The organism is Aliiroseovarius sp. ABM4_368 (assembly GCF_056161205.1).
Genome location: NZ_JBSWYR010000004.1, coordinates 28,454 through 45,478 on the forward strand (window position 1 = coordinate 28,454; position 17,025 = coordinate 45,478).

General features: G+C 59.4%; 15 protein-coding genes. 4 read left to right on the forward strand and 11 right to left on the reverse strand.

Translation table 11 applies throughout. The features are described from left to right. Positions 1-48: 48 nt before the first annotated feature. Complete coding sequence (locus ACXAH3_RS12160; RefSeq protein ID WP_474862357.1) at positions 49-249, forward strand: hypothetical protein; 201 nt, start codon at positions 49-51, stop codon at positions 247-249. A gap of 52 nt (positions 250-301) precedes the next feature. Here ACXAH3_RS12160 and ACXAH3_RS12165 read toward each other — a convergent pair whose 3' ends face one another. Genes ACXAH3_RS12165 through ACXAH3_RS12175 form a run of 3 tightly spaced genes read right to left on the reverse strand, consistent with a single transcriptional unit; the run spans position 302 to position 2,397 of the window. Continuing rightward, positions 302-1,429, reverse strand: coding sequence for an aminotransferase class V-fold PLP-dependent enzyme (locus tag ACXAH3_RS12165; protein ID WP_474862358.1), 1,128 nt, complete (start codon positions 1,427-1,429; stop codon positions 302-304). Positions 1,430-1,489: 60 nt separating this feature from the next. Continuing rightward, positions 1,490-1,945, reverse strand: a complete 456-nt coding sequence (locus tag ACXAH3_RS12170) for an Lrp/AsnC family transcriptional regulator (protein ID WP_474862359.1) — start codon at positions 1,943-1,945, stop codon at positions 1,490-1,492. Then, positions 1,942-2,397 (reverse strand): Lrp/AsnC family transcriptional regulator, encoded by a 456-nt coding sequence (locus ACXAH3_RS12175; protein WP_474862360.1) that lies wholly within the window; start codon positions 2,395-2,397, stop codon positions 1,942-1,944. The genes ACXAH3_RS12170 and ACXAH3_RS12175 overlap by 4 nt, the downstream gene beginning before the upstream one ends. Before the next feature lie 139 nt (positions 2,398-2,536). Here ACXAH3_RS12175 and ilvC point away from each other — a divergent pair, with 139 nt between their 5' ends. After that, entirely contained in the window at positions 2,537-3,559 is a 1,023-nt protein-coding gene (gene ilvC / locus ACXAH3_RS12180) for a ketol-acid reductoisomerase (protein ID WP_259774025.1), read from the forward strand. Positions 3,560-3,654: 95 nt separating this feature from the next. Continuing rightward, positions 3,655-4,557 (forward strand): DMT family transporter, encoded by a 903-nt coding sequence (locus tag ACXAH3_RS12185; RefSeq protein ID WP_474862361.1) that lies wholly within the window; start codon positions 3,655-3,657, stop codon positions 4,555-4,557. Here ACXAH3_RS12185 and glmM read toward each other — a convergent pair. From glmM to ACXAH3_RS12225, 8 genes are all read right to left on the reverse strand, one after another. Then, positions 4,554-5,900: a phosphoglucosamine mutase gene (gene glmM, locus ACXAH3_RS12190; protein ID WP_474862362.1), complete on the reverse strand. Its 1,347-nt coding sequence runs from the start codon at positions 5,898-5,900 to the stop codon at positions 4,554-4,556. The genes ACXAH3_RS12185 and glmM overlap by 4 nt on opposite strands. A gap of 15 nt (positions 5,901-5,915) precedes the next feature. After that, positions 5,916-6,920, reverse strand: coding sequence for a dihydropteroate synthase (gene folP, locus ACXAH3_RS12195; protein ID WP_474862364.1), 1,005 nt, complete (start codon positions 6,918-6,920; stop codon positions 5,916-5,918). Further along, complete coding sequence (locus tag ACXAH3_RS12200; RefSeq protein ID WP_474862365.1) at positions 6,917-7,816, reverse strand: dihydroneopterin aldolase; 900 nt, start codon at positions 7,814-7,816, stop codon at positions 6,917-6,919. The genes folP and ACXAH3_RS12200 overlap by 4 nt, the downstream gene beginning before the upstream one ends. An 89-nt stretch (positions 7,817-7,905) precedes the next feature. Next, a complete protein-coding gene (locus ACXAH3_RS12205; RefSeq protein WP_474862366.1) occupies positions 7,906-8,562 on the reverse strand; it encodes a cell wall hydrolase in 657 nt (218 codons plus the stop codon). Positions 8,563-8,633: 71 nt separating this feature from the next. Beyond that, positions 8,634-11,192, reverse strand: a complete 2,559-nt coding sequence (ppdK, locus tag ACXAH3_RS12210) for a pyruvate, phosphate dikinase (RefSeq protein ID WP_474862367.1) — start codon at positions 11,190-11,192, stop codon at positions 8,634-8,636. A gap of 93 nt (positions 11,193-11,285) precedes the next feature. Then, positions 11,286-13,511, reverse strand: a complete 2,226-nt coding sequence (glyS, locus tag ACXAH3_RS12215) for a glycine--tRNA ligase subunit beta (protein WP_474862368.1) — start codon at positions 13,509-13,511, stop codon at positions 11,286-11,288. Between the two features lie 5 nt (positions 13,512-13,516). Continuing rightward, positions 13,517-13,954 carry a DUF6446 family protein gene (locus ACXAH3_RS12220; protein ID WP_474862369.1) on the reverse strand — a complete coding sequence of 146 codons (438 nt, stop codon included), beginning with the start codon at positions 13,952-13,954 and terminating at the stop codon, positions 13,517-13,519. 26 nt (positions 13,955-13,980) lie between these two features. Next, positions 13,981-14,925: a glycine--tRNA ligase subunit alpha gene (locus ACXAH3_RS12225; protein WP_474862370.1), complete on the reverse strand. Its 945-nt coding sequence runs from the start codon at positions 14,923-14,925 to the stop codon at positions 13,981-13,983. A 214-nt stretch (positions 14,926-15,139) separates the two neighbouring features. Between ACXAH3_RS12225 and ACXAH3_RS12230 the strand changes: the two genes are divergently transcribed. Then, positions 15,140-16,975 carry a trypsin-like peptidase domain-containing protein gene (locus tag ACXAH3_RS12230; RefSeq protein ID WP_474862371.1) on the forward strand — a complete coding sequence of 612 codons (1,836 nt, stop codon included), beginning with the start codon at positions 15,140-15,142 and terminating at the stop codon, positions 16,973-16,975. The last annotated feature ends 50 nt before the right edge of the window (positions 16,976-17,025 follow it).

Consider the following 17,025-nt stretch of genomic DNA (forward strand, 5'->3'; position numbering starts at 1 on the left):
CCGTGAACAGATACTGCATGTCTTCCGCACGCGAACAGGAGACATGACATGGCACCAGAACTAACCGCCGAAGAAAAGGCAACAGAAGCGCGCGACGAAAGAATGGCGTGGCTGATCATCATCGCAATCATCGCCGCAATGGGCGTCGGATATTTCACCTTGGGGCTGGCCGGGATCGGGATCGTTGCTGTGGCACTTGTGCCGGTGATCTATCTGTTGCTGATCCTGATGGCGGGCGGCAAGGCCTAAGCCCTACGGCGCGACAGAAACGTTGCGGCGCGCATCGCGCGCACCGCGCAGGTTAAAGAACTTTCTTCAACACGTCCGCAAGCCGGGCCACGCTGGCGTCGACATTATAAAGCTTGTCCAGACCAAAGAGGCCAAGACGGAAGGACGAATAATCATCGCCCTCGTCAACCATCAGCGGCACACCGGCTGCGATTTGCACCCCTTCAGCAGCAAATGATTTACCTGCCTTGATGTCCGGGTCCACGGTATAAGACACGACGACACCTGGCGCTTCGAACCCTTCAGCGGCGACGGATTTGATGCCGTTCTCAGCCAACAGAGCACGCACGCGATTGCCTTGCTCCCACTGTGCGTCACGCAGCTTTTCGAACCCGTAGTCCTTGGTTTCCAACATCGCATCGCGGAAGGCGCGCAGCGCGTCGGTGGGCATGGTCGCGTGATAAGCATGGCCTCCGCCTTCGTACGCTTCCATGATCGACAGCCACTTGCCCAGATCCACCGCGAACGAGGTCGAGGTCGCAGCCTTCGCCAGCTCCCGCGCCGTGTCGTTCATCATGACGATCCCAGCAGATGGCTGCGCCGACCAACCCTTCTGCGGGGCCGAAATCAACACGTCCACGCCGGTCGCTTTCATATCCACCCATGCACAGCCCGAAGCGATGCAGTCCAACACGAAGATGCCGCCAACACCGTGCACAGCGTCCGCCACTGCCGAGATATAATCGTCTGGCAAGATCATGCCCGACGCGGTTTCCACATGCGGAGCGAACACGACATCGGGTTTTTCGTCCCGGATCCTCGCGACGACTTCATCGATAGGAGCAGGCGCAAAGGGCGCATCCGGCGCGTTGCCCACACGGCGGGCTTTCATCACGGCTTCAGCGGATGGGATCGCGCCCATCTCGAAAATCTGGCTCCAGCGGAAGGAAAAGAACCCGTTACGGATGACCATCACACGCTTGCCGGTCGCGAATTGGCGGGCAACAGCCTCCATCGCATAGGTGCCACCACCGGGAACAAGGGCCACAGCATCGGCATTATAGACCTCTTTCAACGTGGCGGAGATGTCGGTCATCACGCCTTGAAAGGCCTTGGACATATGGTTCAGCGACCGGTCGGTAAACACGACCGAAAATTCAAGCATTCCATCTGGGTCAATGTCGGGCAGAAGTGCGGGCATATTTGGTCTCCTTCGCTGTGCCGGAACAAATTGGCCCAGATTGCCCGCAGTGGAAAGAGGTCAAATCGGACCTGGGCGACGTTCTTCGGACAAAAGCACGTTGGCTTCCACGTCCCCCACGCCCGGCATGGTCATGACCCGGCGGCGCAGCACGCGTTCGAAATCGGCAATGTCGCGGGCGACCACACGCAGGCGATAATCATACATGCCCAGCACATGCTCAACTGTCTGCACTTCGGGGATGGCCGACACGGCGCGTTCGAAATCGTCCAGACTGATACGGCCCTTGGTGGCCAGCTTCACGCCCAGAAATACGGTCACGCCGAACCCAAGTGCTTCGCGGTCCAGATCAAGCCGCCGTCCAGCAATCACGCCAATATCGGTCAACCGCTTGATGCGACGCCACGCGGCGGGCTGGCTTAACCCAACTTCGCGCCCTAAGGCCCCGGCAGATTGCGTGGCATCCTCGGCCAGCAGACGCAAAAGCACACGGTCGGTTTCATCAAACTCGATCATAGCGGCAGGCTTTCGTCTGATTTGATCCGGGCAACATGCATCAATGCCTCGATATCCGCGATATGCGGCAGCGCAAGGATCTGATCACGGTAAATACCTTGGTAATGCGGCATATCACGGGCAATCACGGACAGGCGCACATCGACGCGACCTACGAAAGTCTGAATTTCGATCACTTCCCGGATGGCGCGGGCGGCATCGATGAAATCATCAAAGGCGCGCGGCTGTGTCTTGTCGAGCGTGACGCGCAGGCTGACCTCGACCTCATAGCCCAAGGCGCGCCAATTGATCACCGCACGTGGCCCACGCAGAATCTTCTGATCGCGCAGCCGTTCGACCCGGCGCGACAGACGGGCTGCGGACAGACCCACACGGTCTGCCAGTTCCGTCCCGCCGAGAGTCGGGTCCGCCTGCATCTGTCTAAGAATGCGTCTGTCGAGATCATCAAGCATGATTTATTCATTATTCGATCAACTAACGAATAGCTACCCCCAACATTAGCCGTATCTTATACATTTCACATCTCGAACACCGCGCATCCATGCCTATGATGCGATCCAGAATGAAAATCCATGCAACGGAGCACCTGATATGCGCGTTTACTACGATCGCGATTGCGACATTAACCTGATCAAAGACAAAAAAGTTGCCATCCTGGGCTATGGCTCGCAAGGCCACGCCCATGCGCTGAACCTGCGCGACTCGGGTGCCAAGAACCTTGTTGTCGCCCTGCGTGAAGGCTCGGCTTCGGCCAAGAAAGCACAGGCTGAAGGTCTGGAAGTCATGGGCATCGCCGAAGCAGCTGCTTGGTGTGACGTCATCATGTTCACCATGCCCGACGAACTGCAGGCTGAAACCTATAAGAAATACGTACACGACAACATCAAGCCGGGCGCAGCCATCGCATTCGCTCACGGCCTGAACGTTCACTTCGGCCTGATCGAGCCGAAAGAAGGCGTTGACGTGATCATGATGGCCCCGAAAGGCCCGGGTCACACCGTACGCGGCGAATACGTCAAAGGCGGCGGCGTTCCCTGTCTAGTCGCTGTAGACACCGACGCAACCGGCAAAGCGCTGGAAATCGGCCTGTCGTACTGCTCGGCCATTGGTGGCGGCCGCTCGGGCATCATCGAAACCAACTTCCGCGAAGAATGCGAAACCGACCTGTTCGGTGAGCAAGCTGTTCTGTGCGGCGGTATCGTTGAGCTGATCCGTTGCGGTTTCGAGACCCTGGTTGAAGCCGGCTATGCACCGGAAATGGCATACTTCGAGTGTCTGCACGAAACCAAGCTGATCGTTGACCTAATCTATGAAGGCGGCATCGCGAACATGGATTACTCGATCTCGAACACTGCCGAATACGGCCAGTACGTCACCGGCCCGCGCATCCTGCCCTATGAAGCCACAAAGAAAGCCATGAAGGAATCGCTGGAAGACATCCAGACCGGTAAATTCGTGCGTGACTTCATGCTTGAGAACGCTGTTGGTCAGCCGACCATCAAAGCAGCCCGTCGTCACAACGACGAGCACCAGATCGAGGTCGTCGGCAAGAAACTGCGCGACATGATGCCTTGGATCTCGGCCGGTAAGCTGGTTGACCAAGAAAAGAACTAAGACCCAAAGCGGTCACGCGATGGCTTGATTTTCATCGCAACAAAAGATCAAGTGGGGCGTCCGATTTCGGGCGCCCCTTTTCGATGAGATTACCAATGACAGACAATCCCACATCCCGCGACTGGGCGGGCGTTATCACCCTTGGCCTGATCTGGGGTGGTACTTTCATGGTCGTTGCCATCGCGCTTGAAGGTTACGGCCCCGTGACAGTCGCCACGGCACGCACAACGCTTGGGGCAGTCGCATTGATGGGACTTGTCATGGCAACCAGACGCCGCATGCCGAAATGGGATTCTGCCCTGTGGTGGTCGATCGCGATCATCGGCATTCTGTCCACCGCACTGCCGTTCATGCTGCTTAGCTGGGGCCAGCAATATGTGCCGTCCGCCTTTGCTGGGCTGTCGATGGCCGCAATCCCGTTGATGGTGTTGCCACTGGCCCACTTCTTCTCGGACGAGCCGCTAAACGCGCGTAAACTCATCGGGGTAACGCTTGGCTTCTGCGGCGCGTTGGTTTTGATCGGGCCGGGGCTGGCGCAGCTTGGGCAAGGCACAGAGCCCTTGGCGCAACTGGCCTGTCTCGGGGCGGCACTTTGTTACTCTGTGTCGTCGATCCTGACCCGCCGCTGTCCACCAATAGATCCGGTCGTGCTGGCGGCCCTGACCCTTGTGGTTGGCTCGGTCATTCTGTTTCCGATCATGCTGGCAACCGAAGGCTGGCCTGAATGGGAAGGCCCGCGCGCCGGTCTTGCCATCGTTGCCTTGGGGCTTTTACCCACGGCGCTGGCAACATTGTTGCGAGTCTCGATCATCGTCAGCGCGGGTTCGGTCTTTATGACGTTGGTGAACTATCAGGTGCCCGTTTGGTCCATGGTTTTCGGCGCATGGATCCTGTCCGAAGCCCTGCCCCTACGGTTCTTCGCTGCCCTCGCCTTGATCCTGACCGGCCTTGCCATTAGCCAATGGTTCAGCCTGCGGAAAATGCTTCTAGGGCGCTAGGCGGTTGCCGCTTCAACCTCGGCCACGATTCCATCCACGACCTGTGACAGCAGCGCGTCATCCTCGCATTCTGCCATCACGCGGATCAGGGGTTCTGTACCCGATTTTCGGATCAACAGGCGACCTTTGCCGTTCAGCTTAATTTCCGCGTCTGCAATCACTGCCTTGACGCTGTCCACGTCCAACGGCGCCTGCCCAAGCGAATAACGTACATTCTTCAAAAGCTGCGGCACGGTATCAAAGACCTGACACAGCCCGGATGCAGGCTTGCCGGTTTCAACCATACAGGCCAAGAACTGAAGCCCGGCCAGCAGGCCATCGCCGGTGGTCGCATAGTCGGTCATCACGATATGGCCTGACTGCTCGCCGCCCAGATTAAACCCGCCATGGCGCATCGCCTCGACCACGTGGCGGTCGCCGACCTTGGTGCGCAAAAGCTCAAGCCCTTGCCCAGCCATATGACGCTCAAGGCCGAGGTTCGACATCACTGTCGCCACCAGTTTGCCGCCCTTCAGACGATCCTCGGACGCCCAATGCGAGGCAAACAGGGCCATGATCTGATCGCCGTCGGCCACTTGGCCTTTCTCGTCGATGATCATGATGCGGTCGGCATCGCCATCCAGACAGATGCCCAGATCAGCTCCTGTTTCCAGCACCGTACGCGCGGCCAAAGCGGTGTCGGTCGAGCCACACCCCTTGTTGATATTCGTCCCGTCGGGCGCGACGCCCACGGGGATGATATCCGCCCCAAGTTCCCAAAGCGCATCAGGTGCAGCGCGATAGGCTGCCCCGTTTGCACAGTCGATCACGACCTTAATGCCATTCAAACGCTTGTTCTTCGGGAAGGTGGTCTTCAGATATTCGGTATAGCGCTGGCGTGCTTCCTCGATCCGCTTCGCGCGGCCAATGTTCTGAGGCTGCACCGGATCGACGCCTTCGTGCACCAAGCGCTCGATCTCAGCCTCGTCTTTATCCGACAGCTTGAACCCGTCCGGGCCGAAAAACTTGATGCCATTGTCATGAAACGGGTTGTGCGAAGCCGAGATCATGATCCCAAGATCTGCCCGCATCGAATGGGTCATCCGCCCCACCGCCGGCGTCGGCACCGGCCCCAAAAGCAACACGTTCATACCGGTCGAAGTCAGCCCCGCCGTCAGCGCATTTTCCAGCATATAGCCCGACAGGCGCGTGTCCTTGCCGATCACCACCCGGTGACCGTTGGAATGATCCCGGCGGAAGTGACGGCCCGCAGCCGCCCCCAGTTTCAACGCCATTTCCGCTGTCATGGGCCAAGAGTTCGCCAGCCCGCGCACCCCGTCGGTTCCGAAGAGTTTTTCCACCATACTGCCGCCTTGTTCTTACTTTTTCTCGGTCATGGCTGCGTGAAGGCGCAAAGCCTGCCGTGTTTCAAATGTATCATGGACCCGCAAAATCTGCATCCCTTGCGCAATGCCATGCATCGCAACCGCGACGGATCCGGCGACCCGATCCCGGGCCACCTCGGCCTGTCCGATGGTGCCGATGAAACGCTTGCGCGACACACCCAGCAGAACCGGAAGACCCAGATCATGTAGCAGCGACAGGTTGCGCAGCAAAGTCACATTGTGTTCCAAAGTCTTACCAAACCCGATGCCCGGGTCGGTGATAATCCGCTCACGCTTGATGCCTTTTCCTTCCGCGAAGCTAATGCGCTCCTCGAGGTAATCCATCACGTCGAACAGCACATCATCATAGCGCGGGTCATTCTGCATGTCCTCGGGCTGGCCCTGCGAATGCATCAGGCAAACGGGCACATCGCGTTCCGCGACAAGGTCAGCAAGCTCGGCATCGAAGGTGAAGGCGGACACATCGTTCACAATGTCCGCGCCCGCGTCCAACGCGGCCTCGGCAACGCGGGCTTTGCGGGTGTCGATGGAAATGGGCGTGGTCACGCCAGCCGCCCGGATGGCTTCAATCACGGGGGCGGTGCGGCGAATTTCTTCCTGAATATCAACCTCTTCCGCGCCAGGTCGGGTGCTTTCTCCGCCGATGTCCAGAATGTCGGTATCGCCTGCCATCTGACGTGCACGGGTCACGGCAGCCTCGATCGTATCCAGCTCTCCTCCGTCCGAGAAACTGTCAGGTGTCACGTTCAAGATGCCCATCAAACGCGGCTGGTCCAGCGTCAGTCCGCAAAGGGTCGGTCGCTTGGCGGATAGGCGGTCGGCGGTGGCAGCGTCCAGATCGGCGAAGCCGACGGTCATTGCCTCGCCACCGCGCTGGCGCTGCAATGCTTGGTCAAACCAAAGGCTGTCGCTGCCACATAGCGGCTGCCCTGAATACGGACGGCCCGAGCGGGCGATGGGTTGAATGCGCTGGGTCATAGCAGCTCCTCTAACATCACAGATTGAGTTGAGATGCCGGGCAGTTCGCGCGCCTCGCAGCCCACCCACAGGATCTGACACGCCTGCATCTGCTCGGCAAACCAAAGCGTCAAATCAGCAAGATTGGTTGACGGCGGCGCATCCACCGCATCCAAAACCATTTTGGACGGAGCCCAAACACTTTGCTGCCCGTTCTTTAGCCCCCAATCCAGTTCCGTCCGTGTCCCAACTGGCACGACACGAGGGTCAGCAGATGCCAGCGCCCAAGCGGCTTGATCGGCCTGAAGAAGCGCAATATTGCGGGCGGGCCAATTGCCATCCGTCACGGAAATGTCCGCATCGACCACCAGAATGATCGGCGCGCCATCATGTTTCATTTGGTCAAGAAATGGTCCAAGAGCGTCAGTTTTTTGAGCCTGCAATGACAGGAAAGTTAAAATCGGGGCAGGCGCGTCTTGGGCCGAGACTTCAGCCTCGGCACCCGCGCGGTCGCGCACGATCTCGACCCCCAGCTTCCCCGGGCCACGGTCCAGCTTTTCGATCCGCACAAAGACGCGCTGCGGCTGTGGAGCCTGCAAAAGACGTTGCGCGATCCGCTCTGCCAGCGTTTCCAAAAGGTTCAGTCGCTCGGCCTCAAGCTCGGCCATGATGGCTTCGGTGATCGTGTCGTAAGACAAGATGTCGTCCACATCATCCGTGTCCGCGCCTCCGTGATCCGAGACCTCGACCACCACGGAAAAGCTTAGCCGCTGGGTCACTCCCCGTTCGGCTTGAAAAGCTCCGATTTCGACATCAACCACATGATCACGCACAGAAATTCGATCGGCAGGGGCACCCGCAGCCATCGCCCGCGCGCGTGCTTCCAAATCAGAAAATGCCAAGCTGGCCTCGGTCATAGCATGTCCCCTTTATCTTGGCAGGACCATGCCCCGAACCCACCCGGAAACGCCAGCCCAAAGCGACGGATCGATGGGATCAGGCGCCGTTATCCAGGCATCCGATAGAAGCGATGCACGCCGATGGATGCAGTTCTTTGAAACCGGCTGGCCCAACGTGGTGTCACCGCCGTCGTGTGGTAATGCGTGGCCCCAAAGGTCAGATCACGCGGCGCGCCATCAATCATTGCCCGTGCGATGCGACCCAAGCGGTCATGAATTGCACGCTCGTTGATCACTTCTTCGCGGCCATCACAGGTATAGGTAAACTGGCAGGCGTATTTCTTGCCGGTCCCTTGATTGATCACCCCGCAAATCGAGTTCGGAAAACGTGGGTGATCGACCCGATTCAGGATCACCTCGGCCACCGCGAACTGACCTTGAACAGTTTCACCGCGGGCTTCGAAATACAGCGCCTCGGTCAGGCAACTCCATTCGGCATCTTGTTTGGGGGTGGGCTGCGCGGACAACCAAGCGACCGAGTGCTCGAAGCCAGTGGGCGCGGATTTCACCGCCTCTCCTGCTTTCGGCAGCGCAGCAATCGCAGACAGCTTTTCGCCGTCCATCGCGCCAAGGCCGGAATGTTCTTGAAGAAGCGCCGCACCAAAGGGATTCGTTGCGGAATGTGTATCGGACCAAGCCGGCATACATGACCCCGCCACCACGGCCAGAACGGCAAAAAACCGAGTTTTCCACTGAATACCCATCAAACACCACCTCCCAGGCACTTGCGGGGGAGTCTTATGCGATCAACTGCGCGACGTCGAGTCTTGCGCAATCAGGCCGTTTCGGGTTTGGGCGACGTGATCGCCAGATGCGCCGCAGCCAACCGTGCCACCGGAACCCGAAAGGGCGAGCAGGACACATAGTCAAACCCCGCGTCACGGCAGAAGCGGATGCTTTCGGGATTGCCACCGTGCTCGCCACAGATCGACAGGGTCAGATCGGCGCTTTCTTCGCGCCCTCGATCCGCGCCCATTTCAAGAAGCTCGCCCACTCCGTCGGCATCCAGCATGTGGAACGGATCTTCTTCATAGACGCCTTGCGCCACGTATTCGCCCATGAAACGCCCCGCATCATCGCGTGACAGGCCATAGGTCATCTGGGTCAGGTCATTCGTACCAAAGGACATGAAAGACGCGTGTTGGGCGATCTCGCCGGCACGCAGGGCTGCGCGGGGTGTTTCTACCATCACGCCCAAACGATAGGTGAAATCAGCGCTTTGTTCGATCCGCACCGCAGCCGCCACAGCGTCAATACGCGCCTTCACAATCTCGACCTCGCGCTTTGCCGAGACCAGCGGAATCATCACCTCGGGCACCACAGGTGCGCCAGACTTCGAGGCTTCGATGGTGGCTTCAAAGATAGCGCGGGCTTGCATGTCATAGATCTCGGGTACGGTTAAACCGAGGCGCACACCACGCATTCCCAGCATCGGATTGAATTCGCGCAATCCAGCGACCCGGCGCTCGACATCCTTCAGGGGCAGATCCAACGCCTCGGCCAATTCGCGCAATCCCTCGCGCCCGTGCGGAAGGAACTCGTGCAGGGGCGGGTCGAACAGTCGGATGCAGACCGGCTGACCTTGCATGATCTCAAACAGGTCGGTGAAATCCGCGCGTTGCATGGGCAACAGGCGATCAAGTGCAGCCCGACGATCATCGGTGTGATCGGCAAATATCATCTCGCGCATTGCCAGAAGGCGGTCATCGTCAATGAACATATGTTCGGTTCGGCACAGGCCGATGCCTTCTGCGGCAAACATCCGAGCGTTACGTGCATCCGGCGGCGTATCGGCGTTGGCGCGCACGCCAATGTCGCGCAGTTCGTCCGCCCATGTCATCAAGGTTTGGAAGCTTTCGCCCAGTTCCGGCGGCAGCATATCCACTGAACCGACCAGCGCCTCGCCAGCGCTGCCGTCGATGGTGATCACGTCCCCTTCACGCAACACGCGACCATCCGTCGTGCGCAATCTGCCTTTGCGTTTGTCCAAGGTCAGATCACCCGCCCCCACCACACAAGGAAGGCCAAGGCCGCGCGCAATCACGGCGGCGTGGCTGGTGATGCCGCCGCGAATGGTCAGAATACCTTTGGCTGCATGCATTCCGCGAATGTCCTCGGGGCTGGTTTCGCGGCGCACCAGAATGCAGTTTTCGCCCTGCGCCGCCAACGTCTGCGCGGCGCGGGCGTTGAATACGATCTTCCCGGTGGCCGCACCCGGGCTGGCCGCGATGCCACTGGCAAAGTGATCGCGGGTGCCGGCCGGGTCAATCTGAGAGTGCAAAAGCTCGGTCAAGGCGCGGGGCGGGATACGCAGCACCGCGTCGGCCTTTGTGATGATATCATCCTTCGCCAAACTGACCGCAATACGCACATTGGCCCGTTCCGAGCGCGACACACGAACAGCATCCAGAATGAACAGCTCTTCGTTTTCGATGGTGAATTCAATCTCCATCTCTTCGCGCAATCGGACCCGGCACAAGTCGCCGTAGCGCACAAGATCGGCGAAGTTCTGAGGCAACACTTCCTCGATCGACCGACCACGTGAATCTTTCGTCAGATACATGACATCGCGATCTTCCGCATCCGCCAGCGCATCACGCCCTTGGCTTTTGCACAGATACCTTCCGCGAATTTCACGGTGTCCAGTGGTGCCGTTTACAAACTGAATGACGCCAGATCCACAGATCTCTTGCCCGACGCCCAACACCATCTTTTGCACCACGAGCCCAAGCCCTGCATCCGCAGGCGCGCCTTTGGCCTGACGCAAAAGCCGTGCCGTGGTGCCTTCCCACGCCCGCGCCATCGAGCGCAGGATTTCCGCCAGTTGGACCTTGGGGTCTTGCGGGAAATACTCGTCGGTCTCTTCTTCGTAAAGCTCTAGCGCTTCACGCAGCGTGTCCGCTGTGGGGGCCGACAACACGTCAAACTCGTCCGGATCCAGACGACCGACATGCACCGCATAGGATTGAATAAAGCGCAGATACAACGCATTCGCGGCGGTTTCCCCATGGGTCTTGATCAGGCCGGCGTGAACCTTGTCGTTCATACCGATGTTCAGAATGGCCCCCGGCCCGCCCCAATCTGGATCCTCCGAGGACGGACGCACCGACACCAAAGGATCAGAGCCAAACAGCGCCAGCATCGCCGCAAGATCTGGCATCTCGCCCGCCGAAACCCCGTGGACCGCGTCGAAATCCAGCGCGACCGTGCGCGGGACAGGCATGTCCAGTCGGATCAACCGTTGAAGACACTTCGCCCGACCGCCATGACGGTTCGCCTCGATCTGGGCCGAGGGGGTGATTTCCGTGAAACCTAACGCCTGATCTTTCTGCACCGCAGCACCGCCTTTCATCCGCCACCATAGCGCGGATCATCTGTCACACAAGGGTTACATGCGTGCCAAAAAATCAGAAGAGCGGCCCGTCCCCTAGCCTTCGATACGGGACAAATCGGCCACGCCGCCACAGATGGTGCGGATGCGTGACAACAGGTTCAGACGATTGCGTCGGATCACTTGGTTGTCCGAGTTGATCTGCACCGCCTCAAAGAATGCGTCCGTCGGCGCGCGCAGGGCGGCCATTGCGGTCATCGCGGCGGCGAAATCTTCGGCTTCCATCGCGGGGGTGATCGCGGCTTCAGCTGCGTCAAGGGCTGCGAAAAGCGCCTTTTCGCTGTCATCCTCGGCGAACTTCACGTCGGCCCCATACGAGTACTCAACACCGTCTTTTTCTTCGGCCTGTGTCAGGATGTTCGAGGCGCGTTTCACACCTTGGATCAGGTTTTCGCCATCCTCGGTCGACAGGAACGTGGTCAACGCTTCGGCCCGCTTCACCAGCAATGTCAGATCATCATTGCCCGGCATGGCAAGGCAGGCGTCGATCACGTCGTGGCGGACACCTTTGTCACGCAGGTAAACTTTCAAGCGGTCGTGGAAGAACGACAGAAGATCGCGCGATACGTCCGGCAGGCTGTCCTTAACTTCGGACAGATGCTTCGACAGGTCACCGTCGAAATGATCAAGAATGGTGCGGATGGCCGCGCCAAAGACGCCGTGATCCGCAATTTCATTGTCCAGATCGCGCAGAAGGGCAATGCGCACGTCGCCATCTTCATTCAGCGCGATCTGGTGCCGCAGAAGTTGGGCATCAAACAGCTTGTCCAACTCGACCCGCAGGTTGTTGTCCAACACCAAACGGATCACGCCCAGCGCAGCGCGGCGCAATGCAAACGGGTCTTTCGATCCAGTGGGTCTTTCGTCAATCGCCCAGAAGCCGGTCAGTGTGTCCAGCTTGTCGGCCATGGCGACGGCAACCGAAACGGGGGCCGAGGGCACGTCATCTGACGGCCCAAGCGGCGAATAATGTTCAAGTGCTGCATCGGCGACCTCGGTCGGATACTCGGCAGGCGCGGCATAGTATTTGCCCATAAGCCCTTGAAGTTCGGGGAATTCATAAACCATTTCCGACGACAGATCGGCCTTGGCCCAACGGGCAGCCTTTTCCGACAGATCCGCATCTGCGCCGATCGAAGGCGCCAAGGCGCGCGCCATCGCCGCGATGCGGTCGATGCGTTCGGCTTGCGTGCCAAGCTTGTTGTGGAAGGTCACGTTCGCAAGGCTGTTCAGCCAAGGCTGTCCACCCGCCTCGGCCACGCGAATGTCGTTTTCCCAAAAGAACTTGGCGTCTGCCAGTCGGGCGAACAGCACCTTCTGGTTTCCGGCCAGAATGGTCGCACCGTGATCCGCGGTTTCGCGGTTTGCGACGGTGATGAACTTCTCGATCCGGTCCGTTTTCGGGTTCTTCACGGAAAAGAACTTCTGATGCTCGCGCATCGAGGTTTGCAGCACTTCGGGCGGCAGGTGAATGAAGTCATCCGCGATGTCGCCCATCAGGACGACGGGCCACTCGACCAGTCCTGCGACCTCTGCCAGCAGGCCTTTGTCTTCAACGATCTCAAGTCCCTGCGCGAATGCGGCGTTCTGTGCCTCGGCCCAAATGTGATCCGCACGCTCGGCAGGCGACAGGATCACTTTGGCGGCTTTCAGCTTGGCCTCATAATCGGCAAAGCCGGTCACAGCGAACCGTCCCGGTGCCATGAAACGATGGCCTTCGGTTGTGTCACCCGAGGCAATGCCGTCCACGTCCAGCGCTACCACGGTGGCCCCGGCTTCATCCGACAGGATGCACAGGATCGAGTGCAGCGGACGCACCCAGCGCAAGCTGCCTGATCCCCAGCGCATCGACTTGGGCCACGGGAAGTTGCGGATGGCGTTTTCCAGCACTTCGGCGATGATTTCAGCCGCCGGACGGCCCTGTTTTTCGATCGTGGCGAAGTAAACCGCACCCTTGGGGGTGTCGCGTTCTTCCAGCTGATCTCGGGTCACGCCTGCGCCACGCAGGAAGCCCTCGATGGCTTTATCCGGCGCGCCCACTTTCGGGCCTTTACGCTCTTCCCTTGTGTCCGGCGACTGAGCCAACAGGCCTTCGACCGCCAGCGTCAGGCGGCGCGGTGTCGACAGAGCTGCAGCGCCCGCATAGGTCAGGCCAGCTTCGACCAGACCATCCGTCACCAGCTTTTTCAGATCCTCTGCCGCACGCGTCTGCATACGGGCCGGGATTTCTTCGGAAAAGAGTTCAATCAGCAGGTCAGGCATGGTGCTTACTCGCTATATTTTTCGTTCAGCTGATGCCAGGCAAAGCCCCGGCCGTCAGGATAGAAGGCGACAACACGGTCGACCCCATCTTTGATGTTGCGTTCGCCAAGAAAGGCCAGAGCTTCACCGCTTTCGATATCCGCGCCAATTTCAACCGCATCAAAGCAGTCAAACCAACCGGGCGCGGTCAGGGGGGTGGCGTCTTCATAATGCTCGAACGTCTCGGTCACCATGGCAAGGCTCATCGTCGTCGTGAAACAACTACGATAGCGCAAGGGCGAGCTGTCCGCGTCGATGCCCTCGAAGCTGTCATAAATAACAATCTCCGGCTGCCCGGTGACCAAATTGGTCATACGGATGCCATCCTCGGCCGACACTTCGTCGTAAAAAGCATAGAGTTGCAACCAATAGATCGCAACGCCGGCAATAAGGGCAATTCCCACGATGAAACTCCCTACCAAACGGCCGCTCACGCCGCGTCCCCATCAGCGGTCCAGCCACCCGCGCGCGTCTGCACGAAAGCATCGGCGCATAGCTTGGCCAGCGCACGTACACGCCCGATATAGGCTTGACGTTCCGTGACCGAGATCACGCCGCGCGCATCCAGAAGGTTGAACAGGTGGCTTGCCTTGATGCACTGGTCATAGGCCGGGTGTGCCATGATGATACGTTTGCCGGTTTTCGGGTCCACGTGCTCTTGATCTAGGATCGCCTGACACTCGGCCTCGGCTTCCTCGAAATGGCGCAGCAATACATCCGTGTTGGCCGTGTCGAAGTTCCAGCGGGCATATTCTTCTTCAGTTTGCTTGAACACATCGCCATAGGTCAGCGCGATCGGTGCATCCGGCGCGTTAAACGGCATATCCATCACATGATCGACGCCCAGCACATACATGGCCAGACGCTCCAGACCATAGGTCAGCTCGCCCGAGACCGGCTTACAGTCATGGCCGCCAACCTGTTGGAAATAAGTGAACTGGCTGACTTCCATCCCATCGCACCAAACCTCCCAGCCCAGACCCCAAGCGCCCAGCGTCGGGCTTTCCCAGTCGTCTTCCACAAAGCGAATGTCGTGCAGCTCCATGTCGATGCCAATGGCTTCGAGCGACCCCAGATACAGCTCCTGCAGATTGGGCGGGCTTGGTTTGATCAGAACCTGATACTGATAGTAATGCTGCAAGCGGTTCGGGTTCTCGCCATATCGCCCATCCGTCGGACGACGCGACGGCTGCACATAGGCAGCCGCCCAAGGTTGCGAACCCAGCGAACGCAACGTGGTGGCCGGGTGGAACGTGCCTGCACCAACCTCCATGTCATAAGGTTGCATCACCGCGCAGCCCTTTTCGGCCCAGTAGTTCTGAAGCCGCAGGATGATTTCCTGAAAGCTCTGCGGTTTGATCTTGGTCGTGGCCATGGTGCTGCCCTGAACTGGTTTGTACAAAGTCTGCCACTCAATACGGCCTGCCCCCGACAGGGTCAACGCGGGAAACGGGCACAAAGGTTGGGTTTTCCAGCCCCAACCCACCATAAATTTCCGAAAGGCGGCGCGGCGATATTGACCTTGCCTTATGCGGGTGTGTTACTTGCGCGAAATTCAGACCATTTCGCCTTATTGGCTACGAGGATCCATGACCAAACAATTTGCCCTTGCAGTGGCCACCGGCCTTCTTCCCGCAATGACCCCGGTTGCGGCCACCAGTTTGGCGGCCATCGTGGCGGCTCAACCGGCCCAGGCACAGCAAGCGACGAATTCACAGTCGGTGCGCTGGATCCAGGTCGAGGCTCAGCCATCCCTGCGCGAGGCAGAGGCCCGCGCCCGCGCCTATGCCGGCCGCCTTGATGGCGTGAATGGGTTTCGTCTGAACGGCAATTGGTATGCGATTGTTTTGGGGCCGTACACGGAACGCGCTGCCGAGGTGCAGCTGCGCAGCCTGAAAAGCGCGGGCCTGATCCCGCAAGACAGCTTCATCGCGTTTTCCCGCCAGTTCCGCCAACAATTCTGGCCCGTGGGCGAAAGCACCCTGACCGCCGCCCCAATCGAGGCTCCGACCGCTCCAGCAGCCCAACCCGAACAGGAAACCCAATCCCAGACTGCCGCGCCCACGACACCCCCCGCGCCCGTTGTTTTGGATCAGGACGAAACAAAACGCGAAGCTTTGGCCAGCGAACGCGCCTTGGACCGCGATGCGCGTAAGGCCCTTCAGGTCGCGCTTCAATGGGAAGGCTACTATACCTCGGCCATTGATGGCGCGTTCGGCCCCGGCACCCGCCGGTCCATGGCCGCTTGGCAGGCTGATTACGGCTATGACCCAACGGGCATCCTGACCACACGCCAACGCGCAGCACTTTTGGACAATTATCAATCCGTTCTGCAATCGCTTGGCATGGCACCTTTCGAAGATCAGAACGCAGGCCTTGCGATGGCCATTCCCGGTGGAATGGTCGAATTCGACCGCTACGAAGCGCCGTTCGTGCATTTCAAAACCAAGGGCGACAGCGGCGTGCAACTGGTGATGATCAGCCAGACAGGAGATCAAAACACCCTGTTTGGCCTCTATGACATCCTGCAAACGCTGGAAATCGTGCCCACCGAAGGCCCGCGCAACCGTGGCAAAAACGGGTTCACCATCGAAGGCGAGAATGACAAGATCACGTCCTTCACGCAGGTCAAATTGGTGGATGGAACCGTGAAAGGCTTCACGCTGGTTTGGCCCAAAGGTGACGAAAAACGCCGTGATCTTGTGCTGGGGGACATGAAGGCGAGTTTCTCGTCGCTGGGTCCGCAGGCGCTGGCGGATGACGCGGGGCTGGATGCGTCGACACAAAGCCTGGATCTGCTGTCCGGGCTGGACATCCGCACCCCCGACTTCTCGCGCTCGGGCTTCTATGTGGACAATGCAGGCCGCATCCTGACCACGGCAGAAGCCGTGAAATCCTGCACACGCGTATCCATCAATGACGCCTTCGACGCGAACGTGGTTGCCACGGACGAGACTCTTGGCCTGGCTTTGCTGGAACCGACCACGGCCCAAGCGCCAATCTCGTACGCGTCCTTCCTGACCACGCCGCTGCGCCTGAAATCAGACGTGGCCGTTGCGGGCTTCTCGTACCAAGGCCGCCTTAGCGCACCCAGCCTGACCTTCGGAACCCTCTCGGAACTGACTGGGCTGAACGGCGAGGCCGAACTGTCCCGCCTGACCCTGACCACCCTGCCCGGAGACGCAGGCGGTCCGGTTCTGGACGCAGGTGGGTCGGTGATGGGAATGCTTCTGCCCGCTGGCGGCGACAAGGGCCGCACCCTGCCCGCCGATACCAGCTTTTCCATGGATGCAGACACCGTAGCTACGTTCTTGGCCGCAAATGGTGTGACCACCGACACCACGGACAGCGTGGCCTCGATCGATCCGGTCGAACTGAGCACCAAAGCCGCCGACATGACGGTTCTGGTCAGCTGCTGGAACTGAGGCTCAGTTTATAGAATACAAGAAAGCCCGGGCGGATCGCTCCGGGCCTT